Origin of the sequence: Neobacillus drentensis, from assembly GCF_036962125.1 — a bacterium.
GTDB classification, from domain to species: Bacteria; Bacillota; Bacilli; order Bacillales; family Cytobacillaceae; genus Neobacillus; species Neobacillus drentensis_B.
On record NZ_JBALOA010000018.1, the window covers coordinates 121,979 to 142,762 of the forward strand.

Below are 20,784 nucleotides of genomic sequence, written 5' to 3' on the forward strand. Positions count from 1 at the left end.
TAACTTCCCCCACCTCGTTACTAAGCAACTGAGTTACTATCTTTCTCTATCTTCGACCCATATTTCTTTTCCCAATAGTAGTAAACAGGAAGACCTGTTGCGATGACTATTAACGCAGCAAGCATGCCTTGCCAAGGAGCCCAGGTAAATGTTCCCCATGCTAACCATGATGCGCCAAGAATAGCCAATACCGTTGTTAATTTCCAGGCCGGCATCCTATAAACTGGCTTATAATCATCTCTTTTCCGGCATTTATAGACTGCTGCAAAATCTAATATATTAATTACCAATTGAATAAGCGTGAAATACCCAAGTAATGCGGTTAAATTACTAAACATGACGAGGATACAGGCATACGCTACTTGAACAATAATCGAAAAACTTGGTGTTTCATACTTTGGATGCACTTTTGCAAAGCGTTGGAAAAATAAGCCATCTTTTGCCATCGCATATTCCAAGCGAGGCTGGAACATAATGCAGGAACTCAATGATCCTAAAATTACAATAATTGCTGTTACTGCTACAAATGAAGAGGCAATATCAGACAGTCCAGGGATATACTTTACAGCTTCTGATACAGCAGCGTTTGTGTTGATTAACTTTTCAAAAGGCATTAAACCTATAACACAAACGGCAAGTAACGTATATAGGGCTAGTACAATGAATACAGAACTAATAAGTGCACGTGGAAGAACCTTTCCAGGGTTTTTAAATTCTCCTGCCATGAAACAAATAGCTGCCATACCTGTATAAGCCCAAGTCGTAGCGGAAACACCGCCAATTAAGCTTGTTTTTACCACTCCAGTTGCAGGAGTATAGGCAAAGTTTTCTGGATTCATATACATTAATCCTAGAACAATAACAATCAAGAATGGAATGATTTTTACAATTGTTATAATGACTTGGAAAAGGCCGCCTTCTTTAACACTTCGATAATGAATAGCTGTGATAATGAGGATGATAGCAATACCCAATAATTTCCCTGGCACCCCTGAAAAGAACGGTACAAAGGATGCTATGTAGGACACGATCGCTAACGCCATAATCGAAATAGACGGTGGATCCAATGCCCAGAACGTTGCCCAGCCATACAGGAAGCCAAGTGGTCTCCACCCTGCTTTATTCAAATAAACGTAACCGCTTCCATTTTGGGGATAGGCTGTTGATAGCTCGGCTAATACCATTACTTGCGGAATCGCAATAACTCCGCCTATAATCCAGGCAAGAATAGAAATAGATGGACTGCCAGCCGCTTTTGCCACATCTCCAGAAGAAACAAATATACCTGATCCCACCGTCGTTCCAACAGCGATTGCTAGCGCAGACCAGAAACCCAGCTTGCGTGTAAGTGCACCATTACTCATAAAGAGTTCCTCCATATTCAGATGATAAGATTCCCATTGCCTTTATTTTGTTAAGAGATCTCATGATTGCATCTTGCGGGTTTTGATAATACTTTCATTCCTTTAATTCATATTTTTGGTTTTGAAGACTCCCTCCTTTTAAGTGAAAACGTTTTATTTGTTATATCTTGTATTATAATTAAACAATACAATAGCTGCAATATAAATTTTAAAAATTTTTTGTTAAATTTCTTTAAAATTATAAAAAGGCGCGATTCTAGTAAATCACGCCTTTTTACCGAGTAAAAAATCACCATCTATTTATAAATAAATAATCCTATTCATATTCCCAAATACCCAAGTGGCCCTTCGCTGGGATGTATTCCTCAAGTATTTTCATATCCTCAACCTCCCAAGCGAAGCCGCCCACACGGTAGTCACCTAAGAAATAGTCATTGCCAGAAACGATTCGTCCATCTTCAAGAACCGCCCATGTTTCGTTGTTTTCTATGACTTTTAAACAATTCATAAGTTGGCAAACAGCAATTATCTTCCCCGTCGGAAGGTCCTCTTTTTGGTACCCATGTTTACCAAGCAGCTTTTGTATCGCGATATGGTTACAGACCGCTTTATCTATTTTTTTGCTCGTGTGAATTGCCAACGGCCCTCGATATTTTGTTCTCCATGTTCTTGTTTCAAACTTGGCCTCTCTCAGAACAAAAAGGCTTGCCCAAGGCTGAATCATTGATAGAACCTTCATGTAACTGCCTCCAATTTTAAAAGTTAACACCTTGTTTAACAACCAATTAAAGGTATTTTTTTATTATGTGTATTTTCTTGGTATAATAGATAATGTTTTTAAGATTACATGTATGGTGGATAACTGTTTTATCGTCAATTCACTATTTATATAAAGTTTATAGTATTATCGTTTGAAAACGAGGAGGAACATATGAATAAACAAAGCATATATGGATTAACCATAGATCAAATGGGAGACTGGCTTGAAGAGCACGGTCACAAGAAATCGAGAGCACAGAAAGTTTGGGAATATCTTTATCGAAAGCGTGTCACTGCATTCTCGGAGATGACAGAAGTTAACCAAGAGTGTGTTGAGGTATTGGCAGACCACTTCGAGATTCAAACCTTGCAAGAGCATATTAAACAAGAATCAGCTGATGGGACGATTAAATTCTTATTTAAACTGCAGGATGGGAACTTAATTGAAACAGTCTTAATGCGCCAGAAGTATGGCCTTTCCGTTTGTGTAACTACCCAAGTAGGCTGTAACATTGGCTGCAGCTTTTGCGCGAGTGGTTTATTAGCAAAAAGCCGGGATTTAACGAGCGGGGAAATTGTTGAGCAGATCATGAATGTGCAGCTGCATCTGGACAAAAAAGGTCAAGGAGAAACCGTTAGTCATGTTGTCGTAATGGGAATAGGTGAACCATTTGATAACTTTAAAAACCTCATCGACTTTATTAAGGTGATTAAAGATGATAAAGGGCTCGCCATTGCGGCTAGACGGATTACCGTTTCAACCAGCGGTCTTGCGGACAAGTTGATTGAGTTCACCGATAAAGGGCTGCAGGTAAATTTAGCGGTTTCCTTACATGCTCCAAACAACGAACTTCGGACGCGGATTATGAAAATAAACCGTGCGATTCCGATTGAAAAGTTGATGAAGGCGATGGAATATTATGTAGATAAAACCAACCGACGGATTACAATTGAATATATTCTATTGCGGGATGTCAATGATCATATGCAAGAAGCCGTGGAACTTGCCGAACTCCTGCGTCCACTAGGACAGCAGGTCTACGTGAACTTAATTCCATATAATCCTGTCGATGAGCATAGTCAATACCAAAGAAGTGAGCAGGAATCCGTATTGTCATTTTATGATACGTTGAAAAAAGGCGGAGTAAATTGTAAAATCCGTCAAGAACACGGAACTGATATTGATGCGGCATGCGGACAGTTGCGAAGCAAACAAATCAGAAAAGCAGAAGCAAAGTAATTTCCTATTAAGGAAAATTGAATAGACAAAAGAGAACCGGGTATTTTTATAACGGATTCCGTTTCCTATCGCAAAAACCCGAAAATGTAACTAAATTTTTACTGCCTTTTGTCTCTGCTTTTGCAATTAAATAGTAAAATGGCTCAGGTGCCTCCTGAGCCATTTTACTATCCACTTTTTGTAACTCTTAAGCGGAGCACACGTTTCTTGAAGTACAGTTCTTCTCATACTTCCTTTAATGAAATCTACAGGATTCTACAGCACCCCTGTACCATTTGATATGTTTCTCCAAATTTTAATTTAAAATCAATGGTCTTAATTTTTCTTCGATCTCTTTTCGATTCGATTCCAAAAATGGTGGCAGTGCTAGTTTTTCCCCCATTGTTTCCATTGGTTCATCTGTCGCAAATCCTGGTGTATCTGTTGATAATTCAAAAAGAATCCCATTGGGTTCCCTAAAATATAGTGCCTTGAAGTAATACCGTTCCACTTTCCCTGAATTCGGTAATCTGTTTTCTTTCAAACGCTTTGCCCATTGATCATATTCTTCCTCATTCGGAATACGGAAGGCAACATGGTGAACACCACCACGTCCTAAGCGGACTCTTGGCAAATCGGGTCTTGTTTCAATATGAACTTCCGCACCGCTGCCGCCTTCTCCCGTCGCATAAATCAATATATCAGCATAATCCCCTTCAAGGGAAGGATACGAACCGGCAAATCGAAAACCCATAACTTCTGTTAAAACACCGATCGTTGGTTCTGCAATTCCGACTGTGAGGGTTACAGGTCCTAAACCAATAATCGCATGTTCCAGTGGAATATCCTCCTTTTTACAAGGAACCCCAGCTCTCACACCTTTTTCATCGTTATCGGCTACCAGTATTAAACGAGTCCCCTCGAAATCTGTAAAAGCCAATGTATCTCGATTTGCTCTTTTTTGAATATCATCATGTTTAACCCCAAACTGGTCAAAACGTTCTTTCCAAAATACCAATGAATCCGAATTTTTAACTCTTAATGATACAGTAGAAATATCTGAAGTTCCCCTGTATGTTTGCCCAAGATGAGGAATGTCAAAGAACGTAACTTCAGTTCCTGGCGTTCCTTCCGCATCAGCATAGAAAAGATGATAGGATTCTGTATTATCTTGGTTAACAGTTTTCTTTACTAATCTCATTCCTAAAATTTTTGTATAAAATTCATAATTTTTTTCCGCTTTTCCAGTTAGTATTGATACATGATGTAGTCCTAAGAGTTCCATCTCATTTCACTCCCGTCACAATATAACTCAATTCTTTTGTTTCAAATTAATGTTCCCCTTTAGGGGTAAAAGGTCACGTTAAATGATTAATAAACTAATATTTATCACCTTAAAATCCCCCTAAATGTTATTTATCTCGAATTCGAGATAAATTTTCAAAAAAAATGTAGTTTAAACTTTCCTTACTTTTTTCAAAAGGTGCACTAATGTCTCTGCTTCGCCAAAATCTAATGAGTCAAACATTTGATTAACAAACTTATGATATTTCGGCATGATTTCATTCATCAATTCATTACCATCTTCAGTTAATCTCACATGTATCACACGACGGTCCTCCAGACAGGCATTTCTGCTTAATAAACCCCTTTGTTCTAGCTTATCTATCACATAAGTCATCGAACCACTTGAAACCAATATGCAACTTCCAATTTGTTGAATGGTTTGTTTCCCTTTTTGATAAAGTACCTCTAAAACGGAAAATTCCGTTATACTTAGCTTGTTTTTTGTCATTTCTTCCTTTATTCGGTCATGAATGGATTTCGATGTTTGCATTAATATCAGAAAGGGCAAGTTATTGCATTTCCTCTCCATTAAGTACACCTCCTCTTGAAATCTCGAATTAAAATATCTTGAATACGAGATAATTATAATACATTTGATTTTTTTGTCAATAATTCTTTTTTTGAACTACCCCAATATTAACTATGTACTACTTATTCTTGTTCATCAAAAAAGGTATCTAAATCGATATTTAGACACCTTCTTTTATAGCTGCTATTGTTATTTGCTAAACCTTTTAAAAATCAATGTAGCGTTATGGCCGCCAAATCCTAATGAGTTCGATAAAGCCACTTGTACATCCTTTTTCTTTGCTACGTTAGGGACATAGTCTAAATCAAGCTGTTCATCCGGGTTTTCATAGTTAATGGTTGGAGGGACGATTCCTTCCCTAATGGCTAAAACAGAGAATATCGCTTCAATAGCACCTGTTGCTCCCAACATGTGGCCAGTCATTGATTTAGTAGAACTCACTGATAAATGATAGGCATGTTGTTTAAAAACTTCTTTAATCGCTAACGTTTCATACAAATCATTATAATAAGTGGAGGTCCCATGGGCATTAATGTAATCGACTTGTTCAGGCGAAATATCCGCATCATCTAATGCTAATTTCATGGCCCTGCCTGCACCCTCTCCATCTTGTGCAGGTGTGGTGATATGATGGGCATCACCCGTTGCTCCATATCCAACCAATTCTCCATATATCTTAGCACCACGGGCAAGCGCGTGTTCTAATTCTTCCAACACAACTATTCCTGCACCTTCCCCAATGACAAATCCATCGCGGTTCTGGTCAAAAGGACGGCTTGCTGTGTTTGGATCAGGATTTTTGGAAAGAGCGGTCATGTTTGAAAATCCGGCAACGGTCATTTCTGTAATCGTCGCTTCTGTTCCACCCGCAATCATCATCTCCACATCCCCTTTTTGAATGACGCGGAATGCATCACCGATGGAATTGGCACCTGACGCACATGCCGTAACAGAACAGTTATTGATCCCTTTGGCTCCAAGTGCAATCGAAACCTGTCCAGCTGCCATGTCTGGGATAAACATCGGAATCGTAAACGGATTGACCCTTCTTTGACCTTTTTCAATAAATTTTCGATGCTGTTCCTCGAACTCAGCTAAACCGCCAATTCCTGATCCAATCCAAACCCCCACACGTTCAGGTTGAATATCCTTACCGATTTCGATTTCTGCATCCTTAATTGCCATTAAACTTGCCGCCACAGCAAACTGACTGTAACGCCCCATCCTTCTTGCTTCTTTTTTGTCCATAAACTCTTCTGGGGCAAAGCTTTTTACTTCCGCCGCAATCTTGATATCGACCTTTTCAATATCAAAAATAGTAGCAGGTCCGATTCCTGATACCCCGTTTTTTATGTTTTCCCATGTTGTTTGAGCATCATTCCCCAAAGGTGTGACTGCTCCAATACCTGTAATCACTACTCTTTTACTCATCTAATGCTCTCTCCCACCCATTTATAAGTTACCTGAAAAAAATTCCATCCTCTATAGTTTAACGAATTTGGAACGGTTGGACAAATTGAAATCGAACTATCTTTTATTGTGGAAGAAATTTAACATTAGATGATCTAATACTATATTAATATGGAAATTGACCAAGCCTGCTTAGACATGTTGTCTAAACAATGGTATTGCCCAATGCCACTACGCGATGAAATTCTAAAATAGGAAATACGGTAGATTTATTTTGTATGTTGATTCTAGGTTCTCTTCCAAGCTATGCCGGAATATAAATAATTATAAATAGGTAAAATTTTCACTTGAAAGGGGAATCAATTGCGATGGATGTTTGCATTTCTTGTGGGAATGAACTTTCCAAATTTGAGAGGAATAGAAGCGAATGCTGGGAGTGTATGGATACGACCACTGAAGCTTATACAGAAGAGGAATAGTCCAGTTTTACTAAGAAAATCTAACTGTAATTTTTAAAAATAAAAGCGGCCCCAGTCCTAAGGAGGACTGGGGCCATCTTGGTTTTTGAACAAATCTAATGCTCTGGCTAGGTCACTGATAATTCCTTTATTTTTTCAACCCAATCCTTGAAACTTCCAAATTCACTTGAATTAAATCCAAAATGTGTCTTAATAAGACGGACGGATTCACCTTCTTGATCGTGGAAAACGCCATCTGAATAAATCAGCTGAAAAATTTCAGCTAAGACAATATATTTGGAGCGTTCATTTTTAAATACCGCTAATATTTCATCGATTGCAAGACCTTGGAGTTTATAATCCTCTAATTCCATTTCTTTTTGATACTTTTTTAGTAAGGAATTTTCATAAATAGATACTTTCCCATCAATGTTGGCAATTAGTGCCGCCAGTTCTAGGAAGGCTATCTTCTCCTCTTGTTGAAGTTCTTTTAAGAACATGACATACCGCTCCTTTTAATCTTTGTTATAGTTATACGAAAAAAGTCCCATAAGGTTTCAATTATTCTAAATCAAATTGTTCCTCTTTGTTTCCGCTAGACTGCCTTTTCCTTGCCTTCGTTAAAAAGCCCATTTTGTTACCCATAGAATTATAACGCGCATCTATAGTTTTTGGTTTCGATGGTCACAATCCCGTTACATTTGACTTACTAATTATCTATTACTATGTGATTGTTATAGCATATTGAGCATTAATTAAATTATGATTAACCTACTATTGTTTTATTTTTACAAATCCTGAGGTGGCAAAATCATGAGTGAACGAGAACCAATTTATATAACTCAATCAAAGAAAATGTGTGAAGAAAGTGGAATGGACCCAAACGAAATAGCTAGCCCGAAACATTTTTTGACAAGTCAAGATCTTGATTTTGAGAGAAAGGCCTACAGAGAAGTTTTGTCCGTCGTAAGTTATTTCTCCAAAAAGCTTATGGAATCATTAAAAGGAACGCCTGTATTAATCTGTATCTCCGACTCTAATGGCTACTTGTTAGACATGGTTGGAGACGAAACTATCAAATCTACTATTGAAAAATTGGGGATAAACGTAGGCTGCCTTTTTACACAAGAAGACATGGGGACAAATGTAATCAGTTTAACACTACAGCAAAGACACCCTGTAAAGCTAATTGGACAAGACCATTATCATAAGTTTCTTTATGAAATTGCTTGTTATGGCGCACCATTCCATTATACAGATGAAGATAATTTACTTGGTAGTGTATCGATTATGACACCTGTTTATTTTCAAAATCCCTTATTATTAACAATGTTATCTCAGGTGGTAGATTCAATCGAACGAGAATTACTTCTTAGAAAACAAAATAGAAAACTTAATATTTTGAATCAAATCATGTTAGATAGAACAAAAAATGGAATAGTCATTACAGATGAAAATGGAATAATTGTTGAGTTTAATGACTTTGCCCAGCAAATTTTTAATGAGAGTAGAAGTTCGGTGATTGGAAAGATTGTCTATGAGTCCATTTTGAATGGGGACTATTTTAAACGGATCATTAAGAATGAAGAAAAGCAGGAAAATCTTGAGCTTAAATTTATCAATAAAAATGGCGATTTGGTGGTCTGTTTATTTGATGCACAGCCAATCTATGAAGAGGAAAAAGTGGTTGGTGCATTTGGCCAATACAGGGATATAACTGAATGGTATTTGTTAGATGAGAAAATAAAAGAGGCCGAAAAACAAGCCCTTGCCGGTCAAATTGCCGCTGGAATTGCCCATGAAATTAGAAATCCCTTAACCACAGTCAGAGGATATTTGCAATTTTTGGGTAGTGATGTAGAGGAAAAGGTAGCGCAGATTTTTGATAGCTTGTTAATTCCAGAAATTGATCGTGCTAATAAAATTATTTCTGACTTTTTAAGGATTACCAAGCCTTCAGATCAAGAGTTAGAGATGATCCAAGTCGACAAGTTTTTAAATGATTATCTCTGTGAATTCCTAAAAAGTGAATCCTTATTATACAATGCCGATATCGAATTAGAAATTCTTCCTGCTTCTAAATACCTGTCAATCCATTGTAATCGCGGAGAACTGTTGCAGGTATTTATTAATCTATTTCAAAATTCACTTCAAGCCAAAGGAGATTCCTTTTTAAAAATTAACATTAGTACCAAATTAGTTAATTCTCATATTCAAATTTTATTTAGTGATAATGGTATAGGCATCGAGCCTTCTATCCTTAGACATATTTTTGACCCCTTCTTTTCGACTAAAGATACTGGTACCGGTTTAGGATTATCCGTATCCAGAAAAATCGTAGAAAACCATAAAGGAACAATTCGTGCCAGCAGCAATGGAAATGGCACAAAATTTACAATCGAACTACCCGTTTACCAATAAAGATAAATATGGCCCCCTATTTTGGGGGCCATTTACTATATATGGATAGTGGGGGGACTATCTCTTATAACAAACCTGCTTCAGTTATTTTGTTCTTCATATTCTCCAATACTGCACCAGTAGATGCTTGGCTAGGAAGGACCGACTTTCCAACTTCTAAGCCCATCATATTGGCCATGTCCTTCGTTGCCACAGGGAAACTTGCTTTATCCTGAGAAAGTCGTACTGGATTTAACCTGAATTGTGCTTCTAAGCTGCCTGCTATATCGCCTGCCATATATTTTTCATAAATAGAGGTAACTAGTGGTCCAAACATATTAGCAATGGAACAAACGCTTCCTACTGTACCAATACATAGTCCAGGGAAAACAAGCGTATCTTTTCCAGCCATAACTTTAAAATCAATATCTCTAGTTGTTCGAACAAACTCGCTCAGCATCGTGAAATCACCACTTGAGTCCTTGATGCCGACAATATTTTCAACGTTGCAGGCTAATTTTTCAACTAATTCGACTGAGATATTATATCCGCATCTTCCTGGGTTATTATAAAGTAACACAGGAGTGTTCGGAACAGATTCTGCAATCGCCTTAAAATGATCGTACAATTCATCATTCGTTGGCTTTAAAAACATTGGCTGCAAGATGGAAATTCCATCTGCTTTGCATGATTCAGCCATTTTTGCCAGCTTAATGGCATGTTTGGTACGGATAGCGCCAATTCCGAAGAAAACGGGAACCCGTCCGTTTGCTTGATCGACCATAATTTCAAAGCCGCGTTGAAGTTCTTCATCATCAAACATGTAAAATTCACCGTTGCTTCCAAAAGCAAGGATTCCGTGAACTCCGTCTTCAATGACATGATCCACCATAAAGCGCAGCTTCTTTTCATCAATATTTTCTTCTGCATCAACCGGTGTAATAATTGGAACAATGATCCCTTTTATAAAATCCGTTTTCACTGTATGATCCCTCACAACTCTATTATTTATAAAGAATTCAATAATAACTTGAATCCTTCCATTATCAATTATCTAACTAAAGCTGGCTTTTTGTTATCAAACTTCCAGCCAGGAATTAAGTACTGCATCGCGATTGCATCATCACGTGCGCCTAAACCTTTTTCTAAATAAAGCTGGTGAGCTGCTTCTACTTTTTCCATATCCAGTTCAACACCCAAGCCATGCATATCTTTAGGAACGGCGATTTCTCCGTCTTTGATCTCCAGTGGGTTTTTCGTTAAGCCTTGTCCATCCTGCCAAATCCAATGGGTATCAATCGCGGTAATATTGCCAGGTGCAGCTGCAGCCACATGGCTAAACATCGCCAAAGAAATATCAAAATGGTTATTAGAGTGAGAACCCCAAGTTAACCCAAAATCATGACATAATTGTGCGACTCGAACGGATCCTTCCATTGTCCAGAAGTGTGGATCAGCTAATGGAATCGACACACTTTGAAGTGCCACAGCATGTGACATTTGACGCCAATCGGTAGCAATCATATTTGTAGCTGTTGGCAAGCCAGTTGCTTTTCTAAATTCAGAAAGAACCTCACGTCCAGAGTATCCATTCTCTGCCCCACATGGATCTTCGGCATAGGCCATGATTCCATGCATATCCTTGCAAAGGCTAATTGCCTCATCAAGGGACCAGGCACCATTTGGATCCAACGTAATTCTTGCATCTGGGAAAGCTTCATGTAATGCCTTAATAGCCTTAATCTCTTCTTTTCCTTCAAGCACTCCGCCTTTTAGCTTAAAGTCTTGGAATCCATAACGTTTATAGGCTGCGGTAGCTAACTCAACAATTGATTCGGGAGTAAGGGCTTCTTTTCTTCTTAATCTCCCCCAATCATCTGAATCATCATCCCCAGTTAGGTATGGTAAATCTGTCTTATTGATATCAGCGATATAGAATAAATAGCCTAACATTTTTACACTTTCACGTTGTTGACCGTTTCCTAATAAAGCGGCAACCGGTAATTCAAAGAACTTTCCTTGTAAATCTAGTAATGCCGCTTCGATTGCTGTCATCGCATGTACAGTTGTACGAAGGTCGAAGGTTTGTAAACCTCTTCCACCCTCACCTTGATCAAGAAAGGCAAATTGATCTTCGACTGATTTTAAGATATTCTTGTATTCTACAATTGATCGGCCAATCACAAGCTCCTTTGCTTGTTCAAGTGTGGTACGGATCTTCTCGCCGCCCGGAACTTCACCGACCCCAGTTTCACCGTTATCCGCCGTTAAAATAACAAGGTTTCTTGTAAAATAGGGACCATGTGCCCCACTTAAGTTCATTAACATACTATCATAACCAGCAACAGGGATAACTCTCATTTCAGTAACTTTTGGAATGGACATAACTTCAAATCCTCCTAATATATATATCAAATGAAATCTAAATAAAGCGTTTTCATAAACTTTAAAATGAAAAATGATAAAGCAATGGAGAAGCTATTAAGAAAAATTTATGGCTTCATTTTCTTAATAACTTCTCAAATCAGCTTTGATTATTTATTGCTTTGAATCGTAATATTGTTAAGTTTTTCGAAGTATTTTGCAATGGCTGAATGGTCTTCTTTTTCATAGCCATCAATTTTAATCGCTTGAAGAATTTCCATTGCTTGTGATGTGAACGGAATGGAAGCATTAATTTCATGTGAAGTATCCAATGCATTTTGTAAGTCTTTAATATGCAATTCCACTCTGAAACCAGCTTTAAAGTTACGGTCTAACATCATTGGAGCTTTCGCATTCATCACATTGCTTCCTGCTAAACCGCCTTTAATTGCTTCGAATACTAATTCAGGGTCTACGCCAGCTTTTGTAGCAAAAGTTAATGCTTCACTTACAGTAGCAATATTTAAAGCAACGATCATTTGGTTAGCTAATTTTGTAATGTTTCCTGCGCCCACTTCACCAACATAAGTAACAGAGCCAGCCATTGTCATTAATAAATCATAGTATTTATCAAAGACTTCTTTCTTGCCTCCAACCATAACAGCAATCGTACCAGCAATGGCTCCTGGTTCTCCGCCTGAAACTGGTGCATCTAGAAAGTCTACTTTATATTTTTCTAATTCAGCAGCGAATTCACGGCTAGCTACTGGAGAAATTGAACTCATATCGATAATGGCTTTACCTGTTGAAAGTCCTTCTGCTAGGCCATTTTCAGCAAAAATAGCGCTTTTCACATGTGGAGAGTTTGGCAGCATTGTAATGACTACGTCCGCTTGCTCTGCTACTCCCTTGCCATTCTCGGCTGCCGTAGCACCAGCTGCAACTAGCTCTTCAATTGAACTCTTATTAAAATCAAAAACTATCAGTTCGTGACCAGCTTTTAATACGTTTTTTGCCATAGGCTTACCCATAATTCCTAATCCAATAAATCCAACTTTCATTTTATAATCCCCTTTCAATCTGTTAGCTTTAATCAATTCACTTGTGCGTTTTTTCACAAACTTTATAATATTCGTCCATCATACCAAACAATTGATGCATTTACATTCAGTACAGGTTGATTAATTTCATTTACTACACTTCTAATTTTAGGCTTTTTCATTTTTTTTGCTATATTATAGGTAATAGGTATTTCATGTTTAAACGAGCCTTTTTTTATTATGCATAACATATTTTTTATTAAAAGCTGCAAGGAACGTGATATTAGTGGAAATCTCTTCTACTTTAGCCCAAGTGATCGTTACGGATATGAAAAAAATTATCAACCAAGAGTTAAATTTCATGGATACGGATGGTGTTGTGATTGCTAGTACAGACCCAAACCGAATTAATACCTACCATGAAGGTGCCAAAAAAGTAATTTCTACAAAGGAAGACCTAATCATTGAAGATACGGGCCAATTTAAAGGAACCAAGGAAGGAATCAATCTACCCATTTATTTTGAAAATAAGCTAATTGGGGTTATCGGAATTACTGGAGAAAAAAACGAGGTAGTCAAATACGGGCAAATTATTAAAAAAATGACCGAAATCTTAATTAAAGAAGCTTGGGTCAAGGATTTTATCATTCAGTTAAGGGAAAATTATCGGACCATCATTGATTATTTACTGTTTAGTTCTGACCATGAGGAAGGTCGTTCTAGTTTTTCAAATATGTTTGATATTAATTTACTTTCCCCTAAAATTGTTGTGGTTGGTAACATGATTAAAAGAGAAGAATCTCCTCCTAATGTAACGGAGCGAATGAATATCATCCTTGATAAATATTTTCCTAGTAAGCAGCAAAATATTTATACGATCAAAAACGACGAAATCATCATGATCATTGATCATACCTTTGTAAATGATCTTGAATTCAATCTTCACAGCATGTTAAAGGAAGCAGCAGAAAATCTATCCACCGATTTACTTTTTGGAATCGGTCTAACGACAAGTCCAACCATTTCCCATCAAGCTTCCTATGAAATGGCCAAAAAGACGCTAAATTGGGTAAGACTATTTTCCAACAATGGTATTTACTACTTTAACAATTTAGATTTAGGGTTGATTTTAAATTCCACTGCTTCCTATGACAAAACTTTTTTTCTTAAAAAAGTCTTTTCAAACTTGTCTGATGCAGAAATCAATGATTACAGTAACATCTTAAGGGTTTACGGAGAAAATAATGGGAGCATCACAAAATGTGCAGACGATCTTTTTATTCATAAAAATACCCTTCAGTACAAACTAAATAAACTAGACAAACTGACCGGCTACAATCCAAGAAACATGGATGATTATGTGATATTAAAAATAGCATTTCTACTATATAAAACGATTTGAACGTTTACCGGAATTTATCCGTTTATTTTTTCAAACACTGTGAAATCAACATTTCAGTTATAACATAGCTAAAAATAAGGAATCCCTCCATAAAGGGATTCCTTAGCAATCTACTATATTTTTTAAAGATAAAACTATATTACTTCCTTTTCCTTCCTAATGGCCGGTGAGGCAACTGTAATACCTGTTGTTTCTTCAAAATTAAATAGGCTGGCTGGGATATCGGTAAAACGCTCTAATTCATTGTAAGCAGGAATCCCGTGATAAGACATATCCAAGCCCTCTTCTTCTTCCCGTTCTGATGCCCGGAAACCGACTGTCTTTTCGCATACCTTTGCAATAATCGTTCCACCAATTAGCCCCCAGACAATGACCACCACTGCGCCTAGCAACTGGACCTTTAAAAGCGAGAAATCACCCGTCGTTAGGAAGCCTTGTGACTGATCAAGCAATCCAACAGCGATGGTTCCAAACACACCACCGAAACCATGAACCGCCACAGCCCCGACTGGATCATCTACCTTTAAATAATCAACAAACAGAGTGGCATAAATCACGATTAACCCACTTAAAATACCAATCAGGATTGCGCTCCATTCAGAAACATAGGCACATCCGGCCGTTATCGCAACCAGCCCGGCTAATACCCCGTTTATCGTCATACTCGGATCAGCTTTTCCGAACTTCCTCATCGTCAAAAAGAGAGCTGCTGAACCGCCACTTGCCCCGGCTAACATCGTATTAATAGCAATAGGTGCCAGAGCTGAACTTGAAGCATCTAAAGTACTTCCTGCATTAAAAGCAAACCATCCGAACCACAAAATAAAGGCACCTGCTGAAGCTAAAGGAATGTTACTGGGGGCAAAAACATTCACGCTTCCATCCGAATTAAACCTTCCTTTTCTTGGTCCCAAAAGCTTTGCCATTGTGAAAGCCGTAAACCCTCCGAGAGCATGTATCGCGGCGGAACCCGCAAAATCTTTCATTCCAAGCCTCTCCAGCCATCCATCACTGTTCCAGATCCAATGACCGGAAAGAGGATAGATAATCATACAAATAAGTGCAGCCGTGACCACATAGGCTTTAAAATTCATCCGTTCTGCTACTGCTCCCGAAATAATCGAGACACAGGCCACAGCAAATCCCATTTGAAAAAGGACAAAGGCAACACTTGGCAATTCAATGGAAAGTGCAATTTTTTCGGGATTTCCTAGAAGACTGGTCCCAATGAAACCAAATGCATCCTTTCCGAACATAATCCCAAATCCAATAAGCCAAAACGCCAAGGCTCCTATCGTTAAGTCTACGAATATTTTCATCGTCACATTAACCGCATTTTTTGTTCGGACAAACCCGGCTTCGAGTAAACTAAATCCACCCTCCATAAACAACACCATAGCTGCCGCAAGGACAACCCAGACTGTATTTATGTACATAAGTTCCAAAAGATCACCCCTCACCCTTCGCTAAATCTTCAATATCAAAGTCAATGGTACCGGTCCGAATGTTATATGCTTCTAAGATTGGATATACATAGATCTTCCCATCCCCATCTTCACCACTCTGAGCAGAAGTAATAATCGACTGGATGGTAGACTCCACCAAATAATCCGATAGAACAATCTCCATTTTCACTTTTGGATGGAGTGTAACCTGATAATTCTTCCCGCGATACACTCCTTGAGTATCTTTTTGTTTCCCCCTGCCAACAACTTGTGAAACGGTAAAACCGGTAATTCCGATTCTTTTTAATCCTTTAATCGTCTCAGTGAGCCTCTCCGGTCGAATGATTGCCTCAATCTTTTTCAAAGAATCAGCCCCTCATGTTATATTTCCTAACATCAATTTGTTAAAATATATAACAAAACAGGAACAGACGTCAATACTTATTTATATAAGCCTGAAAATTCTAAAATATTTACATGAAAATCAAGTTTTATTTAAACACAAATAAACACACAGGCTTTTATGCCTGTGTGCTGTTTATTTAAGAAAATCATTTATTCTATTATTAATCATGAAATGGTGAAATAGCGCTAAAACTCATAATTCCTAAATAAAAAGGAAGGAAATTTGGTTGTCTCACTCCCTTATGTCCATTTCTAATTTGCATAATTACCACCATCCTACACATACTATTCTTTGTGTTTAGGAGGTGAATTTAATGCCAAATCAACAAAACAATCAGCAAAAAGGGAAAGTAAATCCTACTCAACAAGGGTCTGGGACGGAGTATCACAAAGAGCATGCCAGCCATGTTCCAGATTACGGCGCAAATACGGTCGACCCAAATGCATTTACAAATAGTAGTGACAACAACGAACAATCATGATTAATTTTGACGCCCTATGTGGCGTTTTTTTATTGGATCCGGTTGTCATTTGGATTCCAGAATATCTTTCACTTTTTTTAAATCTTTCCTATTTGCACGCTTCATCATCGGGGCCATAATTGGGGCAAATATTTTTGAGAAACCGCTAGGATTTCCTTTGTTTCTTAACGTCATTCTTGTTCGGTTCTTCGTTAACTCTTCCCAAGTATAGATGGTCTCCATTGGAAAAGGACCCTGCGCGGTTTTCATAACTAACCTTTTTTCTGGAATAAACTCGGTAATTTCATAGATATATGCAAGTTCTTTTCCAAGAAATTGTGCATTAAATGCAACTCTTGACCCCAATTTTAATGGCTTTTCAGTCTTCCATTCGGCTGATTGAATATTTACATACCAATCAGGGGCATTATCAGGATTGGCGGCATAGTTTGAAACCAGCTTAACTGGACGGTCAATTATTATTTCTGTATAAACATCTACCACTTGTTTGCCCCCCGTCTGACTTTAGGTATGATTTACCCTACCTAGTTTAATCCTTTTTTGAAATAATTATGTTAATAGAGAATGGAAGTCAGTACTATTTAAGTGGTATAGTTAGATAATACAGTTAATTTCAATTTGTCATCCTATTTGGATAATATGGTGATTCAGTAATTTAAGTTTTCCTGAAAGCATAGCCTACTTTAGAAGAATGGACAAGGGGTGTAACCATGAAACAAGAAATTGGATTTATTCAAAGAGAAGTTTTAAAGGAAAAGCCTGATTTTAATGCACTTGGGTTTGGAAAGTATTTCAGCGATTACATGTTTGTGATGGATTATCATCATGAACTTGGCTGGTATGACCCGCGAATTACTCCGTATGAACCATTAACACTTGAACCGTCTGCGATGGTTTTTCATTATGGACAGGCAATCTTCGAGGGAATGAAAGCATATAAAGCAGCGGATGGCACGATTCAGCTTTTCCGTCCCGAAAAAAACATGAAACGCTTGAATGATTCATGCGAACGGCTGTGCATTCCCCAAATTGACGAGGAATTTTTATTAGGGGCCATTAAGCAATTAATTTTAACGGAAAAAGACTGGATTCCTAATGGTGAAGGGACTTCCCTTTACATCCGTCCATTTATTTTCTCAACCGAACCATATCTAGGAGTTCGGCCTGCAAAGCAATATAAATTGCTTGTCATCCTTTCACCATCTGGAGCATACTATGGCGACCAATTAAGCCCTGTGAAAATATATGTCGAAGAGCACTATGTCCGTGCAGTAATTGGCGGGGTCGGTCATGTAAAGACTGCCGGAAATTATGCAGCCAGTCTGAAGGCACAAGAGAAAGCAGAAGAAAATGGTTTTGCGCAAATCCTCTGGCTCGATGCAAAAGAAAATAAATATGTTGAAGAAGTCGGCAGTATGAATATTTTCTTCAAAATTAACGGAGAGGTTGTTACACCAAGATTAAATGGCAGTATTTTACCTGGCGTTACCCGTGATTCAGTCATCGAGCTTTTAAAATATTGGAACATCCCTGTTCATGAAGAGAGGATTTCGATTGAAGAAGTTTTTGCTGCCCATGAACGAGGAGAACTTGAAGAGGTCTTTGGGGCAGGAACGGCAGCCGTTATTTCCCCTGTCGGCGAATTAAATTGGAATGACCGAGCAATTGTCATCAATGACCGAAAAATCGGCGAACTCTCTCAGCGCATCTATGATGAGATGACTGGTATCCAACTTGGTAAAAAAGAGGATCCATTCCACTGGACATTAAAAGTTGCACAAGTTGAAGTGTAAAAGAGAACCGGGCAAAATCGCCCGGTTTTTTGTTATTTACTGAATTATAAATCTCGGCGGGCATTAGTCGCCTCCTCTAGTTACCGTTGCACCGATTTTTGGACCTCGACGGGCATTAGTCTTCAGTTGCACCAATTGTGCGGAGCCGTTTAAACAAGGTTAGAACGATTTCATGTGTTGAAAAATATCTTTGTTACACAAAATACGTAAGAGAGGAGACGTGTCATGGATTTTTTTCTACTTACCCTTTTATTACTTACTGTCATCGGAATATCTAGTTTCATCCATCATTTTTTGCCGTACGTCCCCGTGCCGCTGGTTCAAATTGCGCTGGGGATATTGCTTGTATCGCTGCCTTTTGGCATTCATATCCCGATGGAGCCGGAATTGTTTTTTGTATTATTTATTGCCCCATTACTTTTTCATGATGGAAAAAATGTGTCTAGGCATGTGTTATGGAAACTACGAAAACCGATCCTCTTGCTAGCTCTCGGTTTAGTGTTTGTAACCGTATTTGCGATTGGATACTTAATCTATTGGCTGATTCCGTCGATTCCATTGCCTGCAGCCTTTGCATTGGCAGCGATTCTTTCCCCTACCGATGTGGTCGCTGTGAGTGCCATTTCGAGCAGAGTGAAAATACCACAAACGATTATGCATATCCTAGAAGGAGAAGGCCTTATGAACGATGCCTCCGGATTGGTCGCCTTTAAATTCGCGGTGGCCGCAACAGTAACGGGTGTATTTTCATTGACTCAGGCAAGCGGGAGTTTCTTATTGATTTCAATCGGCGGTTTAGTAGGTGGAACCATTCTATCTATCCTAATCATTCAACTGAAAATTTTTATTCGCCGGCTCGGGATGGAAGATGTGACAATCCACATGCTGATTCAACTTCTCACCCCGTTTGTGATCTTTTATATAGTGGAGCATCTTCATCTATCTGGTATTTTATCGGTAGTAGCGGCTGGCATGGTTCATACCATTTATCGGGAACGTGACCAATCTCCAGCGATGCAATTGCAAGTCGTTTCCCAAAGTACATGGACGGTACTTATCTATATTTTGAATGGGTTAGTCTTTTTACTTTTAGGCTTACAGATCCCAAATGTAATCAGTGAAATTTTCAAAGACCCGCTGTTTAATAATTGGGTAGTGAGCAAGTACATTTTCATCCTATCTGCCGCCCTGCTCGTCCTTCGATTTTTATGGATCGGTGCTGCCTGGCAGTGGGGCTGGCTCAGGAAACAAATCGAAATGCCTTCGATGAGGGCAATTGGCATCCTTACAATTTCCGGTGTCAGGGGGGCTGTTACACTAACCGGAGCCTTTACGATTCCCTATGTTCTGGCCGATGGGGGTCCCTTTCCACAGCGTTCCTTAATTATTTTTATTGCTGCTGGCGTTATTTTAGTAACTCTTATCGCGGCAAGCGTATTCTTACCGCTGCTTGCGAAGCCGGAAAAAGGAAATACGAATGAACTAAGGGAAGAAATGGAACGAGGTGCCTTACTGCGGACGATTGATGCTGCGATCCTGTCAATACGCGAATTAATGAATGATGAAAATCGTGGCGCGGCGGTCTCGCTAATCACATCTTATAATCAAATTCGTAATCGACTGAACACAGTTAATAATGACGTGAATTCCGAGCGATTAAAAATATTAGAAACTGAAATTCGGATGAAGGCCCTCGATGCCGAGGCAAACTACATAGAAAAGTTGAAAAATGGGGGACAAATTGACCGCGAAACCATTTATATGTCTGATGAACATATTCATCGCATGCGGCTCGCTGTTACCAATCGGATTCACTTTCGAAGACTATTTATATGGACTTTGGCTAAAAGAAGTTTCTTTAGGCTTTTACAGCTTTTTGTTCCGAAGAGGCAGGAACGACTTAAAAACCAACAGGCACACGCGAAGAGAATCATCCAGTTAAAAGTGAATATGGCTAAAGCAGCCATTAAGTATTTGAATAGTCAAATGACACCTGAAAATGAACATGTCTATTTAAGCATTATCGGAGAATATAGCGAAATGATCACGAAGTTTAAACTGGCTAGAAAAGGAGGAGATTCTAGACATTACAGCCAATTGCAAAGAGAACTGCGCGTTAAGGCCTTCCAGGCAGAACGGGATGAGATTCAGAATTTATACGAAGAAGGTGAAATCACTTCAGATGTCATCCGAAAAATCCGCAAACAGATTAATATTCGAGAAGCCTACTGGATGGAAGAAAGCAGTTTGCATTCACATTAGTAACATGGGCGGAACTCAGAGGAAGTAATTGATGGCACCGTTTTTCTAAAATTAGGCGTTTTTGACATAGTTTATTTTCGAAAGTCACATCCTAAAAACAAATAC

The 20,784-nt window shown here is 38.5% G+C and carries 18 protein-coding genes; 6 read left to right on the forward strand and 12 right to left on the reverse strand.

Translation table 11 applies throughout. The features are described from left to right. Positions 1 to 20 precede the first annotated feature (20 nt). Positions 21 to 1,364, reverse strand: coding sequence for an amino acid permease (locus tag V7121_RS16855; RefSeq protein WP_335494156.1), 1,344 nt, complete (start codon positions 1,362 to 1,364; stop codon positions 21 to 23). Between the two features lie 316 nt (positions 1,365 to 1,680). Continuing rightward, positions 1,681 to 2,103 (reverse strand): 2-oxoglutarate dehydrogenase E1, encoded by a 423-nt coding sequence (locus tag V7121_RS16860; protein ID WP_335494154.1) that lies wholly within the window; start codon positions 2,101 to 2,103, stop codon positions 1,681 to 1,683. A 192-nt stretch (positions 2,104 to 2,295) separates the two neighbouring features. On the opposite strand from V7121_RS16860, the gene rlmN reads away from it, so the two are divergent. Further along, on the forward strand, positions 2,296 to 3,363 hold the full coding sequence (rlmN, locus tag V7121_RS16865; RefSeq protein ID WP_335494152.1) for a 23S rRNA (adenine(2503)-C(2))-methyltransferase RlmN: 1,068 nt from the start codon (positions 2,296 to 2,298) through the stop codon (positions 3,361 to 3,363). Between the two features lie 295 nt (positions 3,364 to 3,658). On the opposite strand, the gene V7121_RS16870 is transcribed toward rlmN, so the two are convergent. The 4 genes from V7121_RS16870 to V7121_RS16885 all read right to left on the reverse strand — a co-directional run bounded on the left by V7121_RS16870 (position 3,659) and on the right by V7121_RS16885 (position 7,586). Then, entirely contained in the window at positions 3,659 to 4,627 is a 969-nt protein-coding gene (locus V7121_RS16870; RefSeq protein ID WP_335494150.1) for a ring-cleaving dioxygenase, read from the reverse strand. Between the two features lie 171 nt (positions 4,628 to 4,798). Next, a complete protein-coding gene (locus tag V7121_RS16875) occupies positions 4,799 to 5,218 on the reverse strand; it encodes a MarR family winged helix-turn-helix transcriptional regulator (protein WP_335494149.1) in 420 nt (139 codons plus the stop codon). A gap of 189 nt (positions 5,219 to 5,407) precedes the next feature. Continuing rightward, on the reverse strand, positions 5,408 to 6,649 hold the full coding sequence (gene fabF / locus V7121_RS16880; RefSeq protein ID WP_335494147.1) for a beta-ketoacyl-ACP synthase II: 1,242 nt from the start codon (positions 6,647 to 6,649) through the stop codon (positions 5,408 to 5,410). A 565-nt stretch (positions 6,650 to 7,214) separates the two neighbouring features. After that, positions 7,215 to 7,586, reverse strand: a complete 372-nt coding sequence (locus tag V7121_RS16885; protein ID WP_335494145.1) for a hypothetical protein — start codon at positions 7,584 to 7,586, stop codon at positions 7,215 to 7,217. A 313-nt stretch (positions 7,587 to 7,899) separates the two neighbouring features. On the opposite strand from V7121_RS16885, the gene V7121_RS16890 reads away from it, so the two are divergent. Then, complete coding sequence (locus V7121_RS16890; protein ID WP_335494143.1) at positions 7,900 to 9,507, forward strand: ATP-binding protein; 1,608 nt, start codon at positions 7,900 to 7,902, stop codon at positions 9,505 to 9,507. A gap of 64 nt (positions 9,508 to 9,571) precedes the next feature. On the opposite strand, the gene V7121_RS16895 is transcribed toward V7121_RS16890, so the two are convergent. The 3 genes from V7121_RS16895 to garR all read right to left on the reverse strand — a co-directional run bounded on the left by V7121_RS16895 (position 9,572) and on the right by garR (position 12,911). Further along, on the reverse strand, positions 9,572 to 10,468 hold the full coding sequence (locus V7121_RS16895; RefSeq protein ID WP_335494141.1) for a dihydrodipicolinate synthase family protein: 897 nt from the start codon (positions 10,466 to 10,468) through the stop codon (positions 9,572 to 9,574). Positions 10,469 to 10,536: 68 nt separating this feature from the next. Next, positions 10,537 to 11,871, reverse strand: a complete 1,335-nt coding sequence (locus V7121_RS16900) for an enolase C-terminal domain-like protein (protein ID WP_335494139.1) — start codon at positions 11,869 to 11,871, stop codon at positions 10,537 to 10,539. 149 nt (positions 11,872 to 12,020) lie between these two features. Beyond that, the gene (gene garR / locus V7121_RS16905) at positions 12,021 to 12,911 is read right to left on the reverse strand and encodes a 2-hydroxy-3-oxopropionate reductase (RefSeq protein WP_335494137.1); all 891 of its coding nucleotides are present in this window, start codon (positions 12,909 to 12,911) and stop codon (positions 12,021 to 12,023) included. Between the two features lie 256 nt (positions 12,912 to 13,167). Between garR and V7121_RS16910 the strand changes: the two genes are divergently transcribed. After that, positions 13,168 to 14,292, forward strand: coding sequence for a CdaR family transcriptional regulator (locus V7121_RS16910; protein WP_335494135.1), 1,125 nt, complete (start codon positions 13,168 to 13,170; stop codon positions 14,290 to 14,292). A gap of 134 nt (positions 14,293 to 14,426) precedes the next feature. Here the strand turns inward: V7121_RS16910 and V7121_RS16915 are convergent, their stop codons facing one another. Together V7121_RS16915 and V7121_RS16920 are read right to left on the reverse strand one after the other, a co-directional pair. Then, positions 14,427 to 15,737, reverse strand: coding sequence for an ammonium transporter (locus V7121_RS16915; protein ID WP_335494133.1), 1,311 nt, complete (start codon positions 15,735 to 15,737; stop codon positions 14,427 to 14,429). A gap of 4 nt (positions 15,738 to 15,741) precedes the next feature. Further along, positions 15,742 to 16,101 (reverse strand): P-II family nitrogen regulator, encoded by a 360-nt coding sequence (locus V7121_RS16920; protein ID WP_335494131.1) that lies wholly within the window; start codon positions 16,099 to 16,101, stop codon positions 15,742 to 15,744. 355 nt (positions 16,102 to 16,456) lie between these two features. On the opposite strand from V7121_RS16920, the gene V7121_RS16925 reads away from it, so the two are divergent. Beyond that, complete coding sequence (locus tag V7121_RS16925; RefSeq protein ID WP_335494129.1) at positions 16,457 to 16,624, forward strand: hypothetical protein; 168 nt, start codon at positions 16,457 to 16,459, stop codon at positions 16,622 to 16,624. A 45-nt stretch (positions 16,625 to 16,669) separates the two neighbouring features. On the opposite strand, the gene V7121_RS16930 is transcribed toward V7121_RS16925, so the two are convergent. Further along, a complete protein-coding gene (locus tag V7121_RS16930) occupies positions 16,670 to 17,107 on the reverse strand; it encodes an SRPBCC family protein (protein WP_335494127.1) in 438 nt (145 codons plus the stop codon). A gap of 227 nt (positions 17,108 to 17,334) precedes the next feature. Between V7121_RS16930 and V7121_RS16935 the strand changes: the two genes are divergently transcribed. Both V7121_RS16935 and V7121_RS16940 read left to right on the forward strand, forming a co-directional pair. Continuing rightward, positions 17,335 to 18,417: a branched-chain amino acid aminotransferase gene (locus tag V7121_RS16935; protein ID WP_335494125.1), complete on the forward strand. Its 1,083-nt coding sequence runs from the start codon at positions 17,335 to 17,337 to the stop codon at positions 18,415 to 18,417. 225 nt (positions 18,418 to 18,642) lie between these two features. Next, positions 18,643 to 20,679 (forward strand): Na+/H+ antiporter, encoded by a 2,037-nt coding sequence (locus tag V7121_RS16940; RefSeq protein ID WP_335494123.1) that lies wholly within the window; start codon positions 18,643 to 18,645, stop codon positions 20,677 to 20,679. Positions 20,680 to 20,784 lie beyond the last annotated feature (105 nt).

What these genes read in the sequence shown, in the direction of transcription:
- V7121_RS16855 (WP_335494156.1), bottom strand. Translation starts at nt 1,364, where the DNA reads ATGAGTAATGGTGCACTTACACGCAAGCTGGGTTTCTGGTCTGCGCTA.
- V7121_RS16860 (WP_335494154.1), bottom strand. Translation starts at nt 2,103, where the DNA reads ATGAAGGTTCTATCAATGATTCAGCCTTGGGCAAGCCTTTTTGTTCTG.
- rlmN (WP_335494152.1), top strand. Translation starts at nt 2,296, where the DNA reads ATGAATAAACAAAGCATATATGGATTAACCATAGATCAAATGGGAGAC.
- V7121_RS16870 (WP_335494150.1), bottom strand. Translation starts at nt 4,627, where the DNA reads ATGGAACTCTTAGGACTACATCATGTATCAATACTAACTGGAAAAGCG.
- V7121_RS16875 (WP_335494149.1), bottom strand. Translation starts at nt 5,218, where the DNA reads ATGGAGAGGAAATGCAATAACTTGCCCTTTCTGATATTAATGCAAACA.
- fabF (WP_335494147.1), bottom strand. Translation starts at nt 6,649, where the DNA reads ATGAGTAAAAGAGTAGTGATTACAGGTATTGGAGCAGTCACACCTTTG.
- V7121_RS16885 (WP_335494145.1), bottom strand. Translation starts at nt 7,586, where the DNA reads ATGTTCTTAAAAGAACTTCAACAAGAGGAGAAGATAGCCTTCCTAGAA.
- V7121_RS16890 (WP_335494143.1), top strand. Translation starts at nt 7,900, where the DNA reads ATGAGTGAACGAGAACCAATTTATATAACTCAATCAAAGAAAATGTGT.
- V7121_RS16900 (WP_335494139.1), bottom strand. Translation starts at nt 11,871, where the DNA reads ATGTCCATTCCAAAAGTTACTGAAATGAGAGTTATCCCTGTTGCTGGT.
- garR (WP_335494137.1), bottom strand. Translation starts at nt 12,911, where the DNA reads ATGAAAGTTGGATTTATTGGATTAGGAATTATGGGTAAGCCTATGGCA.
- V7121_RS16925 (WP_335494129.1), top strand. Translation starts at nt 16,457, where the DNA reads ATGCCAAATCAACAAAACAATCAGCAAAAAGGGAAAGTAAATCCTACT.
- V7121_RS16935 (WP_335494125.1), top strand. Translation starts at nt 17,335, where the DNA reads ATGAAACAAGAAATTGGATTTATTCAAAGAGAAGTTTTAAAGGAAAAG.
- V7121_RS16940 (WP_335494123.1), top strand. Translation starts at nt 18,643, where the DNA reads ATGGATTTTTTTCTACTTACCCTTTTATTACTTACTGTCATCGGAATA.